Source organism: Pseudomonas sp., assembly GCF_032058845.1.
In the GTDB taxonomy this organism is placed as follows: Bacteria; Pseudomonadota; Gammaproteobacteria; order Pseudomonadales; family Pseudomonadaceae; genus Aquipseudomonas.
Window position 1 is genome coordinate 1 of the sequence record NZ_DAMCCR010000039.1, and the last position, 18,536, is coordinate 18,536.

The window sequence follows — 18,536 nt, forward strand, 5'->3', positions numbered from 1 at the left end:
GGCGCCCTGGCTGCGAACTGGGCCGGTCGGCTGGCAGACCGCGGCAAGGGCGCACTGGGCACCACCGTGGGCCTGGTGGCACTGCTGCTGTCGTGGATTCCGCTGGGCTTTGCCGAAACCTCTCTGGTGGCGCTGATCGTCGGCGTGCTGGTGCTGGACCTGGCGGTGCAGTTGGTCCACGTCGGCAACCAGAACGCGGTGATCGCCTTGCGACCCCAAGCGCGGACCCGGCTCAACGCCGGCTACATCACCTGTTACTTCATCGGCGGTGCGCTGGGTTCGCTGCTCGGCACACAACTGTTCCAGTGGCGCGGCTGGAACGCCATCGTCGCCGCCGGCCTGCTGGTCGGGCTGCTGGCGCTGCTGGTGTGGTGGCGCGGCGCACGGCGCGAACGCGCCCCAGGACAACCGGCCACCGGTGTGTAGTAAAGGTCTGCCAGGACGATCGGATCATGGCGAAAGCGGGTGAGGCGCCGAGCCAGTCAACTGCGGGGGTGGCGCTCGACCGACCGCTTGCACGTGAGCATTTATGGCCCGGGCGCTCCGCCTGTTTGCAACATGACCTGACGCACGATCAGGGCGGTTCTTGCGGCCCTGGGGCTCAGCCCTGAACGGTCGACGCCTGGGGCTGGGCGGCGACCTGCGCGTCGGCCAGGCGGTACAGCTCGATGCTGCCGTCCCAGTGCTCGATCAGCGCGGTGCATGACTCCACCCAATCGCCGCAATTGAGGTACTCGACCTCGCCGACGCGGCGGATCTCGGCGTGGTGGATGTGCCCGCACACCACGCCCTGAAAGCCGCGCCGTGTGCACTCGCGAGCGATGGCGTCCCCGAAGTCACTGATGAAATTCACCGCGCCCTTGACCTTGTGCTTGAGGTACGCCGAAAGCGACCAGTAGCCATAGCCATAACGCGCGCGCCAGTGATTCAACCAACGGTTGAGCACCAGCGACACTTCATAGGCGCGGTCGCCCAGAAAGGCCAGCCAGCGATGGCAGCGGGTGATGACATCGAACTGATCGCCGTGCACCACCAACAAGCGCCGGCCATCGGCCGTGACGTGCTCGGCCTCATCGACCAACTGGATGTTGCCCAGCACCAGTTTGGAATAACGGCGCAGGAACTCATCATGGTTGCCGGTGACGTAGATCACTTCGGTGCCGCGCTTGCTCAGGGTCAACAGGCGGCGGATGACATTGGTGTGCGCCTGGGGCCAATAGATGCCGCTGCGCAGTTTCCAGCCGTCGATGATGTCGCCCACCAGGTAGATGCGATCTGCCTCGTAGGCTTTGAGAAAGCGCGACAGGTGCTCGGCCTGGCAGTCGCGGGTGCCCAGGTGCACATCGGAAATCCACAGGGTACGAACGCGCTGTTTGCGTGACGGGCGACTGAATTCAGCGTGGGTCATGGCCGGGCTCCGGTGCGGTTTGCAGGAGACTGGCAGGTTGATATGACTCATTCGTGGCAGCCTTATGACCAGCACATGGCCGTAGCCCTCGGCGTCGACGAGGGCTGGCCGGCGCTTCAGCCGTTCAGCGCGGCCAGCACCCCGCTGGCGATCTGCGCGTCCTGCACCGCCACGCCGGTAAGGTCAGCCAGCGTGATTTGCTGGTCATGGGTCCTGCCCTGCCCTGTGCCAGCCAGCAACGCGCCCAACTCCTGCAGTTGCTCATGCTGGATCAGACCGGCGGCGAGGGCGCCGGACACCTCGCCGTAGCGACTGCATTGGTCCAGCGAATCCACCACCAGGCGATCGGCCCGCGCCACCAACGCCACGTCCAGCTCCTGCTTGCCAGGCGCATCGGCGCCCACGGCGGTGATGTGAGTGCCTGGGCGCACCCATTCGCTGCGCAACAGCGGTACACGCGAGGGCGTGGTGCAGACGATCAGGTTGGCCGCATCGGCGACCTGTTCGGGGGTTGGCGCCAGTTGCACCGCGTAGCCCAGGGTGCGGGCGAAATCGGCGTAACCCTGCAACTGATCCTGACCCCGCGCCCAGGCAACCAGATTGCGGCAGGGATTGGAGGCGTGCAGTTGTTCAAGTTGCAAGCGGGCCTGCGTCCCGCTGCCCAGCATGCCGATGGCGTGCACCTCACGCGGCGCCAGAAGCCGCGCAGCGATGCGCCCGGCCAACGCGGTGCGCAGCCCGGTCAACCAGCCTTCGTCTTGCAACAGCGCCAGCGGCCGGCCTGTACGCGCGCACAGCACCAGCATCAGGCCATCGTTGCTGGGCAGGCCCAGGCCCGGGTTGTCGTAGAAGCCGGTGGACACCTTCACGGTGAAGGTGTCGCTGCCCTCGACATGGGCCGACTTGATGCAGCAGTCGCCATTGGCTTGGACGAAGGCAAACGCCTGCACCGGCGGAACCTGCACCTGACCTGCGGTATAAGCGATGAAGCCGTGCTCGATTCGCGCCAGCGCGTCGTCGATATCGAGGTGGGCCATGATCTGCTGCCTGTCGAACACCTTCACTGGATCGCCTCCAGGAACTTCTCCAACAGGATATTGCGCCCACAGATCACTGCCGCCACGCGCTTGCCCTGATAATCCGCCGCCAGCTGTTGCAGACCCGCCACCGCGACCGCAGCCGCGCCCTCGATGATCCAGCGTTCGCTACTGGCCACCTCACGCATGGCCGCCTTGATCTGGGTTTCGCTGACCAGCACGGTGCGCGTGATCAGTTGCTGGCACAGCGCAAAGGTAATGCTGTCTGGCTCCACACCCCCTGCAGTGCCGTCGGACAACGTCTCCTCCTCGTCCATCTCGATGACCCGGCCTGCTTCCAGCGAACGTTGCAGGGTAGGCGCGTTGGCAGGCCAGCAACCGATGATCTCCACCGAGGGATTGAGCGCCCGCAATGCTGCGCCGATACCAGAAATCATGCCGCCGCCGCCCACCGCCACGAATACCGCGTCGAGCTCGGGCGCCTGCTCATGCAACTCCATGCCGATGGTGCCTTGGCCAGCGATGATCTCAGCGTCGTTGTAGGGCGAGACGAACGGCTTGCCTTGCACCTGCGCCTGGCGCGCGGCTTCCAGCTCGACGCCCAATGGGTCGAGGTCCAGGCAGATCACCTCGGCGCCCAGGCTGCGCATGGCCTCAAGCTTGTAGGCCGATGCCGAGGTGGTGGTGTAGACCGTGACCGGCACACCGAGCACTTGCCCGGCCAGCGCCAGCCCCTGGCCATGATTGCCGGAGGACGCGGTAATCACACCCCGGCCACGCTGCCCCTCGGGCAGCAGCCGCAGCTTGTTGCTCGCACCGCGAAACTTGAACGAGCCGGTGTGTTGCAGGTGTTCACATTTCAGGTATACCTCGCAGCCGGTCTGGGCAGACAAGCGTGGGCTGAAACTGAGCGGCGTGGTGGCAACAGCGGGGCGCAATGCGCGGTGAGCCTGGGTGATGGCGGTGGACAGGGCATCGAGCGACGGGGCTGGCGAGGGCATGGGCAAGTTCCAGGAACGAAAACGGTTGTGGACTATAAGTCCAATATGGACTTTATATCCACAACTGAAATGTTTGCGTTGTTTGCCGTACTGCCTGAAGCGCTTGACGCAGGATCGATGCGTCAAGGGTCGGACACTTCGCCACAGGCCTTTCCAGCCCGGCAAACGCCTATCCGCGCAAGGCCTTCAGGTATTTGTAGACCGTCGCCCGCCCCATTTCGAGTACGTTGGCAATGTAGTCGGCGCTGCTGCGGCCGTCGAAGGCGCCTTCGGCGAACAGGGCTTCGACGAGCGCGCGCTTGTCCTTGGCACGCAGGGTGCGCAGGGACAGGTTGTGCTGCTCCAGCCAGGCTTGCAGAAAGGTATTGATACGCTCCTGCCAGTCGTTCTTGAACAAGCCGTCAGGCTGCGGTATCACCCGCTGCAGCTGGAAGAACGCGGCCAATGCCTGGTGCGCCTGTTCCAGCACAGACACATTGAAATTGATGCACAACAGGTACTCTGGCTGGCCATCGGCATCACGCAGCACGGCGCTGATGGAGCGGATTTTCTGCCCATCCCAGTTGAGCTTTTCATACGGCCCCACGGTGTTGGCGTGCTGGAAATCATCCAGGGCATCGTCCAGCGCCGAATCGTCACCCAGGCTGCGTCTGGAAAAGTTGTTGGCGATGTGCAGCACCGTCTGGCTGCCGATGTGATGCACGATCACTTCAGCGTGGGGGTAGAACAGCGCAGCGATGCTGTCGGCGATGGCGGTGTAGTTGGCAAGCACGGTCATGGTGGGTCAGCATCGGCAAGTGGGACGAAGACAGGCCAGCCTGCCCTGGAAACGCTCAATAGTCGGTCAAGCGCTGTGCAGCACCCCTCACATCGCTTGGTCATTCTTTCAGGCGCGTCGGAAACAAGCCCGTGTCTGGAGGTTCAACGGTCGTTATGACCCAGGTCGCGTTCGGGGTCGATCACATCGCGCACCCGCTGCTTGAGCACCTTGGCCTCGGGGAAGCCACCGTCGGCCTTGCGCTCCCACAGTGGCATGCCATCACAGGTGATGACGAAAACGCCGCCGCTGCCAGGCGCCAGGGTAACGCCGCCCAGCTCGTCGGCAAAGGTGCTGAGCAGCTCCTGAGCCAGCCAGGCGGCGCGCAGCAGCCATTGGCACTGAGTGCAGTAGGTGATGACGATCTGCGGCTTGTTGGACGACATGCAAACACCTCGGTAAGACACTGATCGGCGCGGCCTGGGCCACACCCCTTGCGCTTCAGGAGCGCTCGAGGTTATCCAGAATCTTGGCATGCACGCGCATGCACAGCTCAAGTTCCGCCTCGTCGACACCGCTGAACAGCTCGACGCGCAGGGCATTGGCGATGGTTTCGATTTGCTCGATCAACGGTTTGGCTGGCGGGCACAAGAGAATTTTCTTCGCTCGACGGTCTTCCATTACCGCCTGGCGACGCACCAGGCCCTGCGCTTCCAGGCTGTCGAGCAAGCGTGCCAGGGTCGGCCCTTCGACACCGACGCTCTGCGCCAGCTCGCGCTGGGTCGGCGCATCCTCGAAGCGGGCCAGGTGCAGCAGCACCAGCCAACGCGCCTGGGACAGGTTGAGCCCGGCCAGCCGACGATCGAGTTCCGCACGCCAACCCCGTGACATCTGTGCAAGCTGCATGCCGAAGCGGTGTTGGTTGTCGGTGAGTAGCATAGTGAGTCGATCCAGTAAACGGCTTTGGAGGCTCTGTACGAAGCCCCTCGAAAAAGGGTGATGCTGCGGTGGAAACAGCCGGGGCACTTCGCCAGGCCTTCGTCTCAAGCCTGCTCGTACAGAGCAAAGTGGCGGTCATCATGCCCTGCGCGTCGGTACAAAGCCAACGCGCCAGCGGATGACCCTCGAGCCGAGGGCGGTATTGCGCCTACAGCTCGAACTCGGCGGCCAGCGCGGCGCGCACGCAGTACAACACCCCCTCGGGCAGGCGCCCTTCGAACTGCGCGGCCACTGCCGACACCGGCGGCAACTCGCCCTCGCCGTCGAGGAACGCGTCCTGAAGTTCGGCCATCAGGTCTTCGGGCAGATCAAGCGCCTGATCCAGGCTCAGGGCCTGGCTGCCCAGCGCTTCGGCCAGCAGGCTGTAGACATTTTTCTCGCTGCAATCGAGTTGCCCGGCAATCTGCGACGGCGTCATGCCGGCGCGGGCCAGGCTGACCAGTTCATGACGCAGGTCGGTGACCACCGCCGGTGGTGCCGGGGTCTCGCCGCCATTGAGCACTTCGAGGAAGGCCTGGCCGTAACGCTCCAGCTTGCGCGCGCCCACGCCACTGACCTGGCCCATGTCATGCAGGCTGGTGGGCTGGCTGCGGAGCATTTCCAGCAAGGTGGAGTCGGGGAAAATCACGTAAGGCGGTACGCTGTGCTCTTCGGCCAGCTTGCGCCGCAGGGTGCGCAGCGCTTCCCACAGCTCGCGCTCTTCACCTCGCACCAGCTGGCTGGCAGGGCTGCCACCCGAGGTTTTCGCCACCGTCTGCGGCTTGAGATCACGGCGCAGCTCCAGATTCACCTCACCTTTGAGCAATGGCCGGCAGCTGTCGGACAGGCGCAGGCCGCCGTAGCCCTCCAGGTCGATGTCCACCAGCCCGCGTGCGACCAGTTGGCGGAACAGCGAACGCCACTGGGCTTCGTCGCGGCCTTTGCCGACGCCGAACACCGAGAGCCGCTCGTGGCCGAAATTGCGCACTTTTTCGGTGTCTTTGCCCAGCAGCACGTCGATCAGATGACCGACCCCGTAACGCTGGCCGGTGCGGTACACCGCCGACAGCGCCTGGCGCGCCGCCTCGGTGGCATCCCAGGTCTGCACATTGTCGACGCAGTTGTCGCAGTGCCCGCAAGGCTGTTCGAGCACTTCGTCGAAGTAGGCCAGCAGCGCCTGACGGCGGCAGCGGGTTTCCTCGCACAGCGCCAGCATGGCATCGAGCTTGTGCTGCTCGACGCGTTTGTGACGCTCGTCGCCTTCGGAGTTCTGCAGCATCTGCTTGAGCATGACCATGTCTTGCAGACCGTAGGCCATCCAGGCGTCCGCAGGCAGGCCATCGCGCCCTGCCCGACCCGTTTCCTGGTAATAGGCCTCGAGCGATTTGGGCAAGTCGAGGTGGGCGACGAAGCGCACGTTGGGCTTGTCGATGCCCATGCCGAAGGCAATGGTGGCCACCATGATCAGCCCCTCCTCGTTGAGGAAGCGGCGCTGGTTGGCTGCACGCGTTTCAGCAGGCAGGCCGGCGTGGTAGGGCAAGGCCGGGAAGCCTTGGTCGCAGAGGAAGGCCGCGGTTTCATCGACCTTCTTGCGCGACAGGCAATACACGATGCCGGCGTTGCCGCGGCGCTCACCGAGGAAGGCCATCAGCTGCTTGCGCGGCGATTCCTTGGGCACGATGCGGTAGAAGATATTGGGCCGGTCGAAGCTCGACAGAAAGCGCTCTGCGCCATGCAGGTGCAGACGCTGGACGATCTCTTCGCGGGTGCGCATGTCGGCCGTGGCGGTCAGGGCGATGCGTGGCACGTGGGGGAACAGCTCGGCGAGCTGGCCGAGCTGCAGGTATTCGGGGCGGAAATCATGGCCCCATTGCGACACGCAGTGCGCCTCATCGATGGCAAACAACGACACATCGAGCCCACGCAGGAAGTCCAGCATGCGCTGCTGCACCAGGCGCTCCGGCGCCAGGTAGAGCATCTTCACCTCGCCACGGCGCAGGCGCCCGGCCAGCTCGCGCTGCTGATCGGCATTGAGCGTGGAGTTCAGCGCCGCCGCCGCGACACCGAGCTCGCTGAGCGTGGCAACCTGATCGTCCATCAGGGCGATCAAGGGCGAGACCACCACCGTCAGACCCGGACGCAACAGCCCCGGCACCTGGAAGCACAACGACTTGCCGCCACCGGTGGGCATCAGCACCAGCGCGTCGCCGCCATTGGCCACGCAGTCGATGATCGCCTCCTGGCGTCCTCGGAAGCTGTCGTAACCGAAGATGTCCTTGAGGACGCGCTGAGCCTGTTCGAGCATTTGCCACTCCATAAATCGCTGTACCGTTCGGCCGACAGGCTGGACGATAATCCCGCCCCGCACACCCGCGAATGCGTAAGCGGCTTTTGCCGGGCCGCGTGAAACGCGACCCAGGCATGAAAAACGGCAGATTATACCTGAGCCGCCGCTTTGGCAGGGGCGCCGGTGACAGACGTCTTCCTTTGCCTCGGATGTGTTGCAAGGTGCTAGAATTCCCCATCGTCAAATCCTCAAGGTAAACCCTCCAATGTCCTTCGCCGAGCAACTCACCCGCCTGCAAGCCTTCCTTGATGCCGATGAGCTGCACGAGGAAGCGCTGGACTACGTCGCCGCCCACGGCTATCTGACTGCGTTGTCGATCAGCGCCGAAGACGTCCCTGAGCGTGAATGGATCGACGCCCTGTTCGCCGAAACCCCCAAATACGCCAGCGACGCCCAGCACGTCGAAGTCGAAGCCACCCTGGTTGCACTCAAGGCCCACATTGCCCGCCAGCTGGCCAGCGAAGAAGACTTCGAGCTGCCCTGCGACCTCGACCTCACCGACGAGCCGGATGACTCCGAGCTGCGCGGCTGGTGCATCGGCTTCATGGAAGGCGTGTTCCTGCGCGAAGAAATCTGGTTCGAGAACGCCGAAGACGAAGTCAGCGAAATGCTCCTGCCGATCATGGTCGGCTCTGGCCTGTTCGATGAACAACCCGAATTCGCCGACATCGCCAGCAACGCCAACCTGCAGGACGACATGATCGTGCAGATCCCGGAAGCGCTGACCGCGCTGTTCCTGCTGTTGCACGCCCCTGACGAGAAGCCGGCACTGCTCAAGCCTCGTCACCACTGATCGCGCCATGCGCTACCTGTTGCTGGCCCTCGGCTGGCTCAGCGTAGCGCTGGGTGTGCTCGGCATCTTCCTCCCGGTGCTGCCCACCACCCCCTTTCTGCTGCTGGCCGCTGCGTGTTTCGCGCGCAGCTCGCCGCGCTTTCATCACTGGCTGATCCATCATCCGCAGCTGGGCCCGTGGATTCGCGATTACCTGGGTGGCCAGGGTATTCCCATGAAAGGCAAGGCCTGGGCCATCGCCCTGATGTGGGCCAGCATCCTGTTCTCTTGCTATCTGGTGCCGCTGTTCTGGGCGCGGGCCTTCATGCTCACCAGCGCCGTGTGCGTGAGCCTGTACATCCTCAGGCAGAAGACCCTGCGCAAGGGGGGCTGAGCCAGCACTGACCCTCCGCCCCACAGTCACCGACAGCTGGCGTAGATTGCGCGTGCTGCCCATCACCCAAGCCGATCCCTCACCATTCCCGCCCCCGTCACACACTTGTCGAACACCCGATCGCACGCTATCAAGGGAAACCTGTCCATCAGGAACGCTGGTCGCCTGCTTCACGCCACCAGCACCCCGTTCAATGTCCAAGGATCTCCCATGACCCAGAACAACCGCCGCTTCCTGCTGAGCAAACGCCCATCCGGCGCCGTACAGCGCGACGACTTCACCTTCGAGCAGGCACCTGTCGAAGCCCTCGCCGACGGCCAGGTCCAGGTCAAGAACCTCTACCTCTCGCTCGATCCCGCCATGCGCGGCTGGATGAACGAGGGCAAGTCGTACATTCCCCCCGTAGGCCTGGGCGAAGTGATGCGCGCACTCGGCGTCGGCGAGGTGGTCGCCTCCAATCATCCGGACTACACGCCCGGTGACCATGTCGGCGGCGCACTCGGGGTGCAGGACTACTTCACCGGCAAGCCCGAAGGCCTGCAGAAGATCGACCCAAGCCTGGCGCCCCTGCCCCGCTACCTCTCTGCCCTGGGCATGACCGGCATGACTGCCTATTTCGCCCTGCTTGAAGTCGGGCAACCGAAAGCTGGCGACACTGTGGTGATTTCCGGGGCCGCCGGCGCGGTCGGCAGCATCGCCGGGCAAATCGCCAAGCTCAAAGGCTGCCGCGTGGTCGGCATCGCCGGCGGCCAGCAGAAATGCCAGTACCTGATCGATGAGCTGGGCTTCGACGGCGTGATCGACTACAAGGCCGAAGACGTGCTCGATGGCCTGAAGCGCGAGTGCCCCAAGGGCGTCGACGTGTACTTCGATAACGTCGGCGGCGAGATTCTCGATGCCGTGTTGTCGCGCATCAACTTCAAGGCCCGTATCGTGATCTGCGGCGCCATCAGCCAGTACAACAACAAAGAAGCGGTCAAAGGCCCGGCCAATTATCTGGCGCTGCTGGTCAACCGCGCGCGCATGGAAGGCTTCATCGTCTTCGACCACCTCAAAGACTACGGCAAGGCCGCAAAGGAAATGGCCGGCTGGTTGGCCAGCGGCGAGGTGAAGAGCAAGGAAGACGTGGTCGAAGGCCTGGAAACCTTCCCCGAAACCCTGCTCAAGCTGTTCAACGGCGAAAACTTCGGCAAGCTGGTCTTGAAGGTCTGAGCGAGCTCGTGCAGCTGTAACGCCCAGCAAAAAGGGCCGAACCCAGAGTATGGGTTCGGCCCTTTGCAGTGAGGCGTCAGGGGCTGAGGCTCAGCCGCGAATCTCTGCCACCACCGCGGCCAACGCTGCCGCTGGGTCTGCGGCCTGACTGATGGGCCGACCGATGACCAGATAATCCGAGCCCGCCTGCAACGCCTGGCGCGGCGTCAGAATCCGCCGCTGATCATCCTGCGCACTGCCGGCCGGACGAATCCCTGGCGTCACCAGTTGCAGCGACGGATGCGCTGCCTTCAACGCCGTGGCCTCCAGCGCCGAGCACACCAGGCCATCCATGCCGGCCTTCTCGGCCAGCGCCGCCAGGCGCAGCACCTGTGTCTGCGGCTCGACATCCAGGCCGATGCCGGCCAGGTCTTCCTGCTCCATGCTGGTCAATACCGTTACGCCAATCAGCAACGGTTGCGGACCACTGCGCGCGGCCAGCACCTCACGGCACGCCGCCATCATGCGCAGGCCACCGGAGCAGTGCACGTTGACCATCCACACGCCCATCTCAGCCGCCGCTTTCACCGCCATGGCCGTGGTGTTGGGGATGTCGTGAAACTTGAGGTCCAGAAACACCTCGAAGCCCTTTGCGCAGAGCGTCTCGACGATGCCCGACGCACTGCTGGTGAACAGTTCCTTGCCCACCTTGACCCGGCACAAGGCAGGATCAAGCTGGTCGGCCAGCTTCAGGGCAGCATCACGGGTAGGGAAATCCAGGGCGACGATCAGGGGCGTCTGGCAGGCGGACATGGTCAGGTCTCATGGCAAGTCGGAAACGGCGCGCATTGTAAACGAACTCACCGCTGCTGGGGCGCCGAGAATCGGTGGCTGGCCAACGGCTACAAGGGAACCAAAACCCCCAGCGCCCGCTCCACATGCCATACACGCCACATTCATCCCGCCCTCAGGAGAACGACAATGCCCTGGTATGCCTGGCTGATCCTACTCGTCGCCATCGGTTCGATCGCTGGCGGTCTGATGATGCTTCGCGACACAGCGAAAAAAGTACCCTTGACCGAAGATCAACTGAAGAAAGTGCATGAACGCAATGCCGTTGCTGATGCTCAAGACGCCCGCGACCGCTGAGCTTCTTCGATATCTTCAACAGAGACGGTCAACAGAAACGGGCCGCTGCAGGCGGCCCGTTTTGCTTGAGTGTTTCAGGGTGCGAGGGTCACTTCACCTTGATCTTGTCACGATTGCGCTCGAGCAGCGCACTGCCGATGCCCTTGATTTCCAGCAGCTCCTCCACCGAAGTGAACGGCCCGTGGGCCTCGCGATAGGCAACGATGGCATCTGCTTTGGCCTTGCCGATGCCGGCCAGCTCTTTCTGCAAGGTGGCCGCGTCGGCAGTGTTGAGGTCAAGCGTGGGGGCCATCATGTTTGCATGGCCGGGCATGTCGTTGGACATGCTCATTTCGTTGGCCATCTTCGGTGCGGTGGCGTCGGCCGGCATGCTGTTGGCGCTGGCGCCGAGAGAGAACAGCACGCCCGCGGCCAGTGGAATCAATGAGGCGATGAAGGATTTGCGCATTGGTAAAACACTCCTGTGCAATGCGTTAGGCAAGGCCCGACATGGGCTGCGACCTAACCGTAACGGCACAGGCGGCATTGGAATAGCACGCTTTTACACGCAATGGTTACCGGATCAGACATCTGATCGAGCGGGTCGAAAAAGCCCACGCGGCGAAGCGCGAGCAGCGATTGACGAACCGCAATTGCAATTTTCAGCAGTTGCCATGGCGCAATCACGAACGCCCAGCGCTTCCAGCGCCAGCCATCATGGCTGGCCCCATCCTCTCGTTTCATGCACGGCCGCCTCTGGAAAGTTAACCGGGAGCGGTCAATGCTTGTAAAATCCCGGACAAGCCGGCGGACACCGCGCCCGAGCATGGATCGCCACGCGCTGGGCGCCCGTCACACATGCTTCAGTACAGGGTCCACAATGATCAAGATCGCCCCACACATCGACTGCTCGAACACTGCACCTTTCGTCCTGTTCGGCGGCATCAACGTGCTCGAGTCCGAGTCTCTTGCCCTGACGGCGTGCGCGGAATACGTGCGCGTCACCGAAAAGCTCGGCATTCCCTACGTGTTCAAGGCCAGTTTCGACAAGGCCAACCGCTCGTCGATCCACTCCTACCGAGGCCCTGGCCTGGAGGAAGGCCTGCGCATCTTCGAAAAGGTGAAGGCCGAGTTCGGCGTGCCTATCATCACCGACGTCCATGAAATCCATCAGGCTGCACCGGTTGCAGACGTGGTGGACGTGCTGCAATTGCCAGCGTTCCTGGCTCGGCAGACTGATCTGGTGGTGGCGCTGGCCAAGACCGGCAAACCGATCAACATCAAGAAGCCGCAGTTCCTCAGCCCCTCGCAGATGCAGAACATCGTGCAGAAATTCAAGGAAGCCGGTAACGAGCAGCTGATCCTGTGCGACCGCGGCACCTGCATGGGTTACGACAACCTGGTGGTCGACATGCTTGGCTTCGGCGTCATGAAGCGCACCTGCAATGACCTGCCGATCATTTTCGACGTCACCCACGCACTGCAGAACCGCGATCCGTCAGGTGCCGCCTCCGGGGGGCGTCGTGAGCAGGTGGTCGACCTTGCCCGCGCGGGCATGGCGGTTGGCTTGGCTGGGCTGTTCCTGGAAGCGCACCCCAATCCTGACCAGGCCAAGTGCGATGGGCCGAGCGCGTTGCCGCTGGACAAGCTGGAGCCATTCCTGGCGCAGATCAAGGCGCTCGATGATCTGGTGAAATCGCTGCAACCGCTGGCGATTGACTGAGGCACCCAGCACTGCAGCTGTGATGCCCGAAGCGCTTAACGGGCAGGTGGCAGGACCGAGCGATCGGCCCCTGACGCAACGGCACCCCAGAGCGCAGGCAGCCCGCGGCCTGCGCTAACCTGCCGCTGGCCTGCCGGCGTGCTACCCCCGCCTCAACCCTCGCGCCCCGCATACTGCAGCACCACCTCCAACGGATGGCGCAGCTGCTTCTGACTTTTTCGCTTCACCTGGCTCCGGCAGGAATAGCCGGTCGCCAAGGCCTCGCCGTCCTTTTCCAGGGCCGGCGCCCAGGACTGCTCGAAAATGGTGTGCGAGGTCTGCTGGTTGCGCGCTTCGTGACCGTAGGTGCCGGACATGCCGCAGCAGCCGGTGGCCTCAGTGATTAGGCGCAGGCCCAGGCGGGCGAACACCTGTTCCCACTGGCGGGTACTGGCCGGAACGTTGGTCTTTTCCGTGCAATGCGCCAGCAAGCGGAAGTGACCAGCGTGCCTGACGGCCTGCTCGGGCAGCGCCTGCACCAGCCATTCCTGCGGCAACAAAACGGCCGGGCAATTTTCCAGGCCTGGCACCTTGGGGTACTCCTGGCGGTAGACCAGGGTCATTGCCGGGTCCAGGCCTACCAGCGGCACATCGCAGTCGGCCAGGGCCTTGAGCTGCGTGGCACTGCGCACGGCGGCCTTGGCGAAGGCGCCGAGGAAGCCCTGCACGTGCAACGGCTTGCCGTTGGCGCTGTACGGGGCCAGGAACACGCGGTAGCCGATGCGCGTGGCCAGTTCGATGAAGGACGCCAGCACTGGCGTCTCGAAGTAGCGGGTGAAGGCGTCCTGCACCAGCACGATGCTGCGCGCGCGCTGGGCCGCGGTCAGTTCACGCAGTGCCGGCACACTGGCCACGCCGACCCGGCAACGGCTCAGCGTGGCCTGGAAGTCGAAGCGGCTGAGCAGCGGGCTGTCGACCATGCCTACGCTGCTTTCCAGCAATCGGCTGATCCACGTCGAGCCCATCACCGCGTTGTACAGGCCAGGCGCGTGGGCCAGGTACGGCACGCTGAATTCCAGCGATCCGATCAGGTAGTCGCGCAGCGGGCGCTGGTAGCGGCCGTGGTACAGCTCAAGGAAGCGCGAACGGAAGTCCGGCACGTTGACCTTGATCGGACATTGCCCCGCGCAGGACTTGCACGCCAGGCAGCCGGCCATGGCGTCGTAGACCTCGTGGGAAAAGTCAGCCTGGCCCTGATGCTGTGCCCAGCGGTTGCGCAGGCGCTTGGGCAGCCCCTTCAACCAGGCCAGCTTGCCTTGAGTCACCGCCAGCACATCGATGTTCGCCGCACCTTGCTGGCGCAGCCATTCGCGGATCAGCGAGGCACGGCCCTTGGGCGAATGACGACGCTCGCGGGTGGCTTTCCACGACGGGCACATGGCGTCATTGGGGTCGTAGTTGTAGCAGGCGCCATTGCCGTTGCAGTGCACGGCGCTGGCGAAGCTCTGCCACACACGCTCATCGATGGTGCGGTCCAGATCGCCGCGCAGGGTGACGCCATCGACCTTGGTCAGCACCTCAGGGCTGTGCAACGGGGTGCAGATCTTGCCGGGGTTGAGCTGGTTGTGCGGGTCGAAGGCACCTTTGAGGCGCTGCAACGACGGGTACAGCTCGCCGAAGTATTCCGGTACGTATTCCGAACGCAGGCCCTTGCCGTGCTCGCCCCAGAGCAGCCCGCCATAGCGCTGGGTCAGCGCAGCCACAGCGTCGGAGATCGGCTTGACCAGTGCCGCCTGAGCCGGGTCCTTCATGTCCAGCGCCGGACGCACGTGCAGCACGCCGGCATCGACGTGGCCGAACATGCCGTAGGCCAGGCCGTGGCTGTCGAGCAACGCGCGGAATTCGGCAATGTAGTCGGCCAGTTGCTCGGGCGGTACGGCGGTGTCTTCGACGAAAGGCTGCGGGCGCACCTCGCCTTCGACGTTACCCAGCAGCCCCACCGAGCGTTTGCGCATCACATACACGCGGGTGACCGCCTCGGCGCCTTCGGCCAGGGTATGGCCCAGGCGCTCGACGCTGGTATCACTGTGCAGATGCGCGACGAACGCCGCCACCCGTGCATTGACCTCGGCGGCGTCGTCACCGCAGAACTCCACCAGATTGATGCCCAGCGTCGGGCGCTCCGGGTTCTCGGGGAAGTATTCGGCCACGCTGTGCCAGACGATGTCCTTCATCGCCAGCAGCAGCACCTTGGAGTCCACGGTCTCGATGGACAACGGCTTGTGCGCCATCAGCGCATTGGCATCGCGCAGCGCATCCATGAAGCTGGCGTAGCGCACATTGACCAGCACGGCGTATTTGGGGATGGGCAGCACGTTGAGGGTGGCCTCGACTACATAGCCCAGCGAGCCCTCGGCGCCGCACAGCACGCTGTTGAGGTTGAAGCGGCCTTGCGCGTCGCGCAGGTGCGCGAGGTCATAGCCGGTCAGGCAGCGATTGAGCTTGGGAAAGATGCGCTCGATCAGCTCGCCCTGGGTCTGCTCGATGTCGCGGGCCACGCGGTACACCTCGCCCGCGCGGCCAGGGGCCGCGCAGGCGGTTTGCAGCGCAGCGTCATCGATGGGCCCGGTGTGCAGGCGCTGGCCGCCGAGCAGCACGCTGTCCAGGGCCAGGACGTGGTCGCGGGTCTTGCCGTAGGTGCAACTGCCCTGGCCGCTGGCGTCGGTGCTGATCATGCCGCCGATGGTGGCGCGGTTGGAGGTGGACAGCTCCGGGGCGAAGAACAGCCCATGGGGTTTGAGCGCGGCGTTGAGCTGGTCCTTCACCACCCCGGCCTGCACCCGCACGCGGCGCTGTGCGACGTCGATTTCGAGGATGTGGTTCATGTGCCGCGACAGGTCGACGAGGATGCCGTCGGTCAGCGACTGGCCATTGGTGCCGGTTCCGCCGCCACGCGGGGTGAGACGAATCTCGCGAAAGCGCTCCTCGGCCATCAGCGTGGCAACCCGCGCCACATCATCGGCATCCAGCGGGAACACCGCAGCCTGCGGCAGGCGCTGATAGATGGAGTTGTCGGTGGCCAGTACGGTACGGGTGCCGTAGTCGGTGCTGATCTGCCCGCGGAAGCCACTGCCGCGCAGGGCGTCGAGGAAGGTGGCGTAGTGGGCAGCGGGGGCTTGGGCGGGTAACGGGGCGATCATCGGGGATGGCCTTCTCATAAGGGCAGCTCACGGTCGGCCACGGGCGCGGTCAGTGCGAGTGGCGAATAATTGTCATTTGCGCATGAATACCGCGCTGAAGCATGACGAGTGAGCCAATGTTCCTGTAGTTTCCCACCGACGGCAAACGGATATTCCTGCCGCTATCCATGAGTTTCATGAATGAATTACCGCCATCTGACACCTTCCATGTCGCTGCTGCTGGCCTTCGAGGCGGCGGCCCGGCATGAGAGCTATACCCGCGCCGCCGTCGAACTGTCACTGACCCAGAGCGCGATCAGCCGGCAAGTGCAGGCGCTTGAACAGCAACTGGGGCTGACGCTGTTTCGTCGCGAGGGGCGACACGTGCAATTGACCGATGTGGGGCGCCTGTATCAGCGGGAGTTGAGCGAAGCGTTGGGGCGCATCCGCAGCGCCACCTTGCAGGCCATGGCGCACCAGTCGGGCGTCGGCACCTTGCGCCTGGCCACCTTGCCCACCTTCGGCTCGAAATGGCTGCTGCCCCGGCTCAATACCTTCTATGCCGACCACCCTGGAATGCTCGTGCACATCCACTCGCGGATCGAGGCGATCAATTTCGACACCAGCGAGATCGATGCTGCCATCGGCGTGGCCCAGCACGACCTGCCTGGGCTGGTCTGCCATCGCCTTCACGCCGAGGAGCTGGTGGTGATCCTGCCGCCTGATGCGCTGGCCGAGGCTGAGCCGTGGACGCCCGCGCGGATCAGTCAGCAGCTGCTGCTGAACGTGGCCAACAATCCCCACGCCTGGGGCGAATGGTTCTCCCACCAGCACCTGGCGCACCGCACCATGCGCCTGGGGCCGAGCTTCGAGCTCACCTCGCACCTGATCCAGGCAGTGCGCGCCGGCATTGGCATCGGCCTGGTCCCGCGGGTGCTGGTCCAGGACGAGCTGGACAACGGCGACCTCTGCACCACCGGCGCCGCGTTCGCCAGCCAGCGCAGCTATTACCTGATGTACCCACCGCGCAACGAAAACCTGCCTTCGCTGAAGGCGTTCAGGGGGTGGTTACTGGCGCAGTTGTGAGAAGTACTCGGGTGCCGCTAGCGCCTGCACCCAGTCCTGCGCCCTCACTCATGAGCCTCAGCCCTTGACCGAAGACCGCTCGACTCGCCCTGGCGCTTGGCGCGACTTCAACCAGTAACACCCGAGCATCACCAGCAACCACACCGGAATCGCATACACCGAGATCCGAATCCCTGGGATCAACAGCATGATCCCCAGGATCAACACCACGAACGCCAGGCACAGATAGTTGCCGTACGGGTACCACAGCGCCTTGAACAACGGCGTACGCCCGGTGCGATCCAGGTGCTGACGGAATTTCAGGTGCGAGTAGCTGATCATTGCCCAGTTGATCACCAACGCCGCCACCACCAGCGACATCAGCAACTCCAGCGCCTGTTGCGGCATGAAGTAGTTGAGCAGCACCGCAATCAGGGTGAAGGCCGCCGAGGCCAGAATCGCCGCCACCGGCACGCCCCGGCGGTCGATCTTCGCCAGGCGCGCCGGCGCATCGCCCTGCTCGGCCATGCCATACAGCATCCGTGCGTTGCAGTACGTGCCGCTGTTGTAGACCGACAACGCCGCAGTGAGCACCACGAAGTTGAGCAGGTGCGCCGCGACATCGCTGCCCAGCAGCGAGAACACCTGCACGAACGGGCTGCTACCGTAGCTACCACCGGAGGCGTCGATGCTGGCGACCAGCGTGTCCCAAGGGGTCAGCGACAGCAACACCACCAGCGCGCCGATGTAGAAGATCAGGATGCGGTAGATCACCTGGTTGATCGCTTTGGGGATGACCTTGCGCGGCTGATCCGCCTCGGCCGCCGTGAAGCCCAGCATTTCCAGGCCGCCGAACGAGAACATGATGATCGCCAGGGCCATCACCAACCCGCTGATGCCGTTGGGGAAGAACCCACCGTGGCTCCACAGGTTGGTGACCGTGGCTTCCGGGCCGCCGCTGCCGCTGGTCAGTAGCCAGGCGCCCAGCGCGATCATGCCGACAATGGCCACCACCTTGATGATGGCGAACCAGAACTCCGCTTCACCGAACACTTTCACGTTCATCAGGTTGATGGCGTTGATCAGCACGAAGAAGCCGGCGGCCGATACCCAGGTCGGGATTTCCGGCCACCAGTAATGCACGTACTTGCCTACCGCCGACAGCTCGGACATGCCCACCAGGATGTACAGCACCCAGCAGTTCCAACCCGAGAGAAAGCCTGCGAAACCACCCCAGTAGGTGTGGGCGAAGTGGCTGAACGACCCGGCCACCGGCTCTTCGACGATCATCTCGCCGAGCTGGCGCATGATCATGAAGGCAATGAAGCCGCAGATGGCATAGCCAAGGATCATCGACGGGCCGGCAGACTTCATCACCCCGGCCGAACCGAGGAACAGGCCGGTGCCGATGGCGCCACCGAGGGCGATCAACTGGATATGACGGTTTTTCAGGCCACGCTTGAGTTCGCCTGACTGCGAATTGTGTCCACTCATGAACGGAGTCACCTGCTTGTTTTTATCTGTGACGGAATCGGACCCACCGCGCTCGTGGCGCAGCGGAATGGGCAAGGTGGTCA

General features: G+C 64.0%; 19 protein-coding genes. 7 read left to right on the forward strand and 12 right to left on the reverse strand.

Going from position 1 to position 18,536, the window contains the following annotated elements:
• The coding region (locus RT028_RS09660; RefSeq protein ID WP_312934496.1) for an MFS transporter at positions 1-426 on the forward strand (426 nt) is incomplete at its 5' end.
• A gap of 175 nt (positions 427-601) precedes the next feature.
• Here the strand turns inward: RT028_RS09660 and RT028_RS09665 are convergent.
• The 7 genes from RT028_RS09665 to recQ all read right to left on the reverse strand — a co-directional run bounded on the left by RT028_RS09665 (position 602) and on the right by recQ (position 7,486).
• A complete protein-coding gene (locus RT028_RS09665; protein ID WP_312934497.1) occupies positions 602-1,408 on the reverse strand; it encodes a UDP-2,3-diacylglucosamine diphosphatase in 807 nt (268 codons plus the stop codon).
• 116 nt (positions 1,409-1,524) lie between these two features.
• Complete coding sequence (locus RT028_RS09670; protein WP_312934498.1) at positions 1,525-2,472, reverse strand: ornithine cyclodeaminase family protein; 948 nt, start codon at positions 2,470-2,472, stop codon at positions 1,525-1,527.
• Entirely contained in the window at positions 2,469-3,446 is a 978-nt protein-coding gene (locus RT028_RS09675) for a threonine/serine dehydratase (RefSeq protein WP_312934499.1), read from the reverse strand. The genes RT028_RS09670 and RT028_RS09675 overlap by 4 nt, the downstream gene beginning before the upstream one ends.
• Positions 3,447-3,615: 169 nt before the next feature.
• A complete protein-coding gene (locus tag RT028_RS09680) occupies positions 3,616-4,224 on the reverse strand; it encodes a PAS domain-containing protein (RefSeq protein WP_312934500.1) in 609 nt (202 codons plus the stop codon).
• Positions 4,225-4,367: 143 nt separating this feature from the next.
• Positions 4,368-4,649 carry a SelT/SelW/SelH family protein gene (locus RT028_RS09685; RefSeq protein ID WP_312934501.1) on the reverse strand — a complete coding sequence of 94 codons (282 nt, stop codon included), beginning with the start codon at positions 4,647-4,649 and terminating at the stop codon, positions 4,368-4,370.
• Positions 4,650-4,704: 55 nt separating this feature from the next.
• Positions 4,705-5,142 carry a MarR family transcriptional regulator gene (locus RT028_RS09690; RefSeq protein WP_312934502.1) on the reverse strand — a complete coding sequence of 146 codons (438 nt, stop codon included), beginning with the start codon at positions 5,140-5,142 and terminating at the stop codon, positions 4,705-4,707.
• Positions 5,143-5,350: 208 nt separating this feature from the next.
• Positions 5,351-7,486 carry a DNA helicase RecQ gene (gene recQ, locus RT028_RS09695; RefSeq protein WP_312934503.1) on the reverse strand — a complete coding sequence of 712 codons (2,136 nt, stop codon included), beginning with the start codon at positions 7,484-7,486 and terminating at the stop codon, positions 5,351-5,353.
• Positions 7,487-7,733: 247 nt separating this feature from the next.
• Here recQ and RT028_RS09700 point away from each other — a divergent pair, with 247 nt between their 5' ends.
• The 3 genes from RT028_RS09700 (at position 7,734) to RT028_RS09710 (ending at position 9,906) form a co-directional block, all read left to right on the forward strand.
• Complete coding sequence (locus RT028_RS09700) at positions 7,734-8,321, forward strand: YecA family protein (RefSeq protein ID WP_312934504.1); 588 nt, start codon at positions 7,734-7,736, stop codon at positions 8,319-8,321.
• Positions 8,322-8,328: 7 nt separating this feature from the next.
• Entirely contained in the window at positions 8,329-8,694 is a 366-nt protein-coding gene (locus tag RT028_RS09705; RefSeq protein WP_312934505.1) for a YbaN family protein, read from the forward strand.
• Positions 8,695-8,904: 210 nt separating this feature from the next.
• On the forward strand, positions 8,905-9,906 hold the full coding sequence (locus RT028_RS09710) for an NADP-dependent oxidoreductase (RefSeq protein ID WP_312934506.1): 1,002 nt from the start codon (positions 8,905-8,907) through the stop codon (positions 9,904-9,906).
• A gap of 90 nt (positions 9,907-9,996) precedes the next feature.
• Here the strand turns inward: RT028_RS09710 and pyrF are convergent, their stop codons facing one another.
• Entirely contained in the window at positions 9,997-10,698 is a 702-nt protein-coding gene (gene pyrF / locus RT028_RS09715; RefSeq protein WP_312934507.1) for an orotidine-5'-phosphate decarboxylase, read from the reverse strand.
• Positions 10,699-10,866: 168 nt separating this feature from the next.
• Between pyrF and RT028_RS09720 the strand changes: the two genes are divergently transcribed.
• Positions 10,867-11,034: a DUF2897 family protein gene (locus RT028_RS09720; RefSeq protein WP_312934508.1), complete on the forward strand. Its 168-nt coding sequence runs from the start codon at positions 10,867-10,869 to the stop codon at positions 11,032-11,034.
• 88 nt (positions 11,035-11,122) lie between these two features.
• Here the strand turns inward: RT028_RS09720 and RT028_RS09725 are convergent, their stop codons facing one another.
• Both RT028_RS09725 and RT028_RS09730 read right to left on the reverse strand, forming a co-directional pair.
• Entirely contained in the window at positions 11,123-11,482 is a 360-nt protein-coding gene (locus RT028_RS09725; RefSeq protein ID WP_312934509.1) for a helix-hairpin-helix domain-containing protein, read from the reverse strand.
• A gap of 53 nt (positions 11,483-11,535) precedes the next feature.
• The gene (locus RT028_RS09730; RefSeq protein ID WP_312934510.1) at positions 11,536-11,757 is read right to left on the reverse strand and encodes a hypothetical protein; all 222 of its coding nucleotides are present in this window, start codon (positions 11,755-11,757) and stop codon (positions 11,536-11,538) included.
• 136 nt (positions 11,758-11,893) lie between these two features.
• On the opposite strand from RT028_RS09730, the gene kdsA reads away from it, so the two are divergent.
• Positions 11,894-12,736, forward strand: a complete 843-nt coding sequence (kdsA, locus tag RT028_RS09735) for a 3-deoxy-8-phosphooctulonate synthase (protein ID WP_312934511.1) — start codon at positions 11,894-11,896, stop codon at positions 12,734-12,736.
• Between the two features lie 152 nt (positions 12,737-12,888).
• On the opposite strand, the gene RT028_RS09740 is transcribed toward kdsA, so the two are convergent.
• On the reverse strand, positions 12,889-15,915 hold the full coding sequence (locus tag RT028_RS09740; RefSeq protein ID WP_312934512.1) for an FAD-binding and (Fe-S)-binding domain-containing protein: 3,027 nt from the start codon (positions 15,913-15,915) through the stop codon (positions 12,889-12,891).
• A 180-nt stretch (positions 15,916-16,095) separates the two neighbouring features.
• On the opposite strand from RT028_RS09740, the gene RT028_RS09745 reads away from it, so the two are divergent.
• The gene (locus RT028_RS09745; RefSeq protein WP_312934513.1) at positions 16,096-16,980 is read left to right on the forward strand and encodes a LysR substrate-binding domain-containing protein; all 885 of its coding nucleotides are present in this window, start codon (positions 16,096-16,098) and stop codon (positions 16,978-16,980) included.
• Positions 16,981-17,037: 57 nt separating this feature from the next.
• Here RT028_RS09745 and RT028_RS09750 read toward each other — a convergent pair whose 3' ends face one another.
• Positions 17,038-18,453, reverse strand: a complete 1,416-nt coding sequence (locus RT028_RS09750; protein ID WP_312934514.1) for an amino acid permease — start codon at positions 18,451-18,453, stop codon at positions 17,038-17,040.
• Positions 18,454-18,536: the final 83 nt, after the last annotated feature.

Bases quoted from the DNA above. Each gene is read 5' to 3' on its own strand.
- RT028_RS09690 (WP_312934502.1), bottom strand. From the start codon at position 5,142: ATGCTACTCACCGACAACCAACACCGCTTCGGCATGCAGCTTGCACAG.
- RT028_RS09740 (WP_312934512.1), bottom strand. From the start codon at position 15,915: ATGATCGCCCCGTTACCCGCCCAAGCCCCCGCTGCCCACTACGCCACC.
- RT028_RS09675 (WP_312934499.1), bottom strand. From the start codon at position 3,446: ATGCCCTCGCCAGCCCCGTCGCTCGATGCCCTGTCCACCGCCATCACC.
- RT028_RS09705 (WP_312934505.1), top strand. From the start codon at position 8,329: ATGCGCTACCTGTTGCTGGCCCTCGGCTGGCTCAGCGTAGCGCTGGGT.
- RT028_RS09720 (WP_312934508.1), top strand. From the start codon at position 10,867: ATGCCCTGGTATGCCTGGCTGATCCTACTCGTCGCCATCGGTTCGATC.
- RT028_RS09745 (WP_312934513.1), top strand. From the start codon at position 16,096: ATGAATTACCGCCATCTGACACCTTCCATGTCGCTGCTGCTGGCCTTC.
- RT028_RS09680 (WP_312934500.1), bottom strand. From the start codon at position 4,224: ATGACCGTGCTTGCCAACTACACCGCCATCGCCGACAGCATCGCTGCG.
- RT028_RS09750 (WP_312934514.1), bottom strand. From the start codon at position 18,453: ATGAGTGGACACAATTCGCAGTCAGGCGAACTCAAGCGTGGCCTGAAA.
- pyrF (WP_312934507.1), bottom strand. From the start codon at position 10,698: ATGTCCGCCTGCCAGACGCCCCTGATCGTCGCCCTGGATTTCCCTACC.
- recQ (WP_312934503.1), bottom strand. From the start codon at position 7,486: ATGCTCGAACAGGCTCAGCGCGTCCTCAAGGACATCTTCGGTTACGAC.
- RT028_RS09685 (WP_312934501.1), bottom strand. From the start codon at position 4,649: ATGTCGTCCAACAAGCCGCAGATCGTCATCACCTACTGCACTCAGTGC.
- RT028_RS09730 (WP_312934510.1), bottom strand. From the start codon at position 11,757: ATGAAACGAGAGGATGGGGCCAGCCATGATGGCTGGCGCTGGAAGCGC.
- RT028_RS09665 (WP_312934497.1), bottom strand. From the start codon at position 1,408: ATGACCCACGCTGAATTCAGTCGCCCGTCACGCAAACAGCGCGTTCGT.
- RT028_RS09710 (WP_312934506.1), top strand. From the start codon at position 8,905: ATGACCCAGAACAACCGCCGCTTCCTGCTGAGCAAACGCCCATCCGGC.
- RT028_RS09725 (WP_312934509.1), bottom strand. From the start codon at position 11,482: ATGCGCAAATCCTTCATCGCCTCATTGATTCCACTGGCCGCGGGCGTG.
- kdsA (WP_312934511.1), top strand. From the start codon at position 11,894: ATGATCAAGATCGCCCCACACATCGACTGCTCGAACACTGCACCTTTC.
- RT028_RS09700 (WP_312934504.1), top strand. From the start codon at position 7,734: ATGTCCTTCGCCGAGCAACTCACCCGCCTGCAAGCCTTCCTTGATGCC.